The organism is Acinetobacter sp. YH01025 (assembly GCF_013420185.1).
In the GTDB taxonomy this organism is placed as follows: Bacteria; Pseudomonadota; Gammaproteobacteria; order Pseudomonadales; family Moraxellaceae; genus Acinetobacter; species Acinetobacter indicus.
This window is the reverse complement of record NZ_VOYR01000033.1, coordinates 1-2,631: the sequence shown is the minus strand read 5'-3', so window position 1 is coordinate 2,631 and position 2,631 is coordinate 1. Positions and strand designations below refer to the sequence as shown.

General features: G+C 48.6%; 2 protein-coding genes. One reads left to right on the top strand and one right to left on the bottom strand.

What is annotated here, in order from left to right; genetic code table 11:
- Window positions 1-832: transposase zinc-binding domain-containing protein (locus FTT89_RS14415; RefSeq protein ID WP_179995791.1), on the bottom strand; the 832-nt coding region annotated here is incomplete at its 3' end.
- Window positions 833-1,292: 460 nt separating this feature from the next.
- Here FTT89_RS14415 and FTT89_RS14410 point away from each other — a divergent pair.
- On the top strand, window positions 1,293-2,165 hold the full coding sequence (locus FTT89_RS14410) for an rRNA adenine dimethyltransferase family protein (RefSeq protein ID WP_084929516.1): 873 nt from the start codon (window positions 1,293-1,295) through the stop codon (window positions 2,163-2,165).
- The last annotated feature ends 466 nt before the right edge of the window (window positions 2,166-2,631 follow it).

The window sequence follows — 2,631 nt, the reverse complement described above, 5'->3', positions numbered from 1 at the left end:
CCGCCTGTGAACCGACAGCGATACGGTAAGTGATCGAGTGCCCCAGCAGGGGTGTCATCGGGTCGTCATCCACCGCATCCGAGGCCAGATAGCTGTTTTCGACATCCCGTTCCAGCAGGCCTTGCCGCTCCAAATAGCGGCCGACCCGATGGGCGATGGTGTGCGCCAGTTGGGTGAGTTCGGCGCTGGTCGGCGCCCTGACCCAGAGGAACCGGGCTGTTCCATTGGGACGCTCAACGTACACGCCATCGAGGAACAGCATGTGAAAGTGAATGTTGAGGTTCAGTGCACTGCCGAAGCGCTGGATCAGGGTGACGGCACCGGTCTTGGCCGCTTGGTGGGTATAGCCCGCTTTCTTGACCAGATGCGTGGCGATGACGCGGTAAACGATGCCCAACACCCGGCCCATGACCTCCGGCCGGCTGGCGAACAGAAAGCGCAATTGAAAGGGAAAGCTGAGTACCCATTGGCGCATGGGCTGTACGGGCAGAACCTCATCGACCAGTAGCGCGGCGCTTTCGGCCATACGCCGTGCGCCACAACTAGGACAGAAGCCCCGACGTTTGCAGCTGAACGCAACCAGGTGCTCAGCGTGACACGACTCACAACGCACCCGCAGAAAGCCGTGTTCGAGACGGCCGCATTTGAGGTAGTCGTCAAACTCGCGTTGCACATAGCCGGGCAGTTCCCTGCCCTGCGCCGCCAAATGGGCAGCGAACGTCGGGTAGTATTCTTCGACGATCCGATAGAGCAGGGTTTGCTCGGGCCGGTGACGCTGGTAACGACCAGTGTTCTCGTCCCGGCTGGCCATCCTGGCCGCCACTTGGGGCATGATCCGCATCCTTGCGATACTGTGTTTTTATACAGTTTATCGCTCAGCTGCGAGATATTGAAGTCTCAGCTGTGATGCCAGCCAGTGCCAGACATTGCCTGTGAGTGCCAGTCACTCCCACTCTATTGTAAATAGAGTTGAGTACTCTATGAAATAAAAGGGGCGAACAAAAAAGAAAGCTGCCTATTCTTTTACGAATAAGCAATTTTTCAGCACGGCAGAACTGAACCTTTGCGGGGAATATCCTTTACAAGTCATTTTTATTTAACTATTTTCGAAACCACTCTAAAATGTATTGTGTTTTCCTAATATATTTGCTAAAATATATGCTAAAATATATTAAGTATTGCCTTGTATAGAATTAGAGTACGCAACTCTATGAAAAATACGAGTTTACCAATAACGATACACCCAACGGCAACAAAAAATCAAATAGCCACACGGGTAAAGGAGTAGGCTATTGGAACGCAACATAAAAGACTCTCAAAATTTTTTACACAATGCCCAACTAGTAAATAAACTAGTCGGACTTAGCAATATAACTTGCGATGATTTGGTTTATGAAATCGGACCCGGCAAAGGAATTATCACTCGAGCCTTACTTGGACGCTGTAGACAAGTTGTTGCGATAGAGTACGACGCGGAATTGTACAGGCGATTGCTTGAGCAATTAAAGGGGCACGAGGATTTAGTTCTGCTGAACAGGGACTTTCTAACAGTAGATTTGCCGAGCGAGCCGTACAAAGTTTTTTCTAACATACCATTCAACATGACTGCGGATATTTTGAGCAAACTTTTGACGACGGGAAGGACGCCCGAGGATTTATATCTCGTCATGCAACAAGAGGCGGTATATAAGTACGCAGGTGAGCCTTTGTGCCAAGATGGATTTAAGTCGCTACTTTTTAAGCCGATTTACGAAATCAAAGTCATTCACAACTTTGATAAAGCGGACTTTTCGCCAAGCCCGAATGTATCAATATTTTTTGTGAACTTTCACAAAAAAGAATACTGCGACATAAAAAAATTGCCGCTAATCGACTACTGGGATTTCTTGGCTTTTGTATATTCCGCGCCAGGCAGATTTTTTAAGGAAAAAACAAAAAAAGTTTTTTCATACGAACAACAAAAGCGGATACGAAAGCAAATCGATCTTCACGAGGAGGCGTTTATTTCGGAATGGACATACAAACAATGGCTTGCCATGTTTGATGTATACTCTAAAATGGTTTCGCCAGAAAAAAAGAAATTGGTTATAGGCGCATATAGCCGATTGATTGCCGAGCAGGCAAAACTCGACAAACTACATCGTGACAGGAGCAAAAAGTATTAGCCGATGGCAAGCGTAACCTTTAAGAAAATAAACAAGGTTTACGACGGAAAAGTACAAGCCCTAAAAGACATAGAACTGAAAATCAATGCGCAAGATTTTTTAGTGATTGTGAGTATAGGAAGAATAAACGCCGTTTTTCTCCAAGTCCAGCCACTGTAGACCGCGAATGACGGCCTGCTTTGCCAGTGGGTGATTCTGAATCCGGCCCGTGTAGCCATCGATCCCGCCGAAAATTTACCCGTTTTTCCCGACAGCCGGGGCCAACCCAAGCCGCCGGCATAACGCATCCCTGCCGCGGCTGAATTACCGCAGCATCGTGATCGGAATCGTTTGGGACGGGTCAGTCAAACAGACCCAGGAGCAGCTCAGCCGGTGGCGCCCGGCTTTCGGGTAACGCCCTGGTCCCGCTGGTTTCGGCTTTGTGCTTCAGGTGATCAAGGATCTGCTTGATCACTATAGGGTCTTC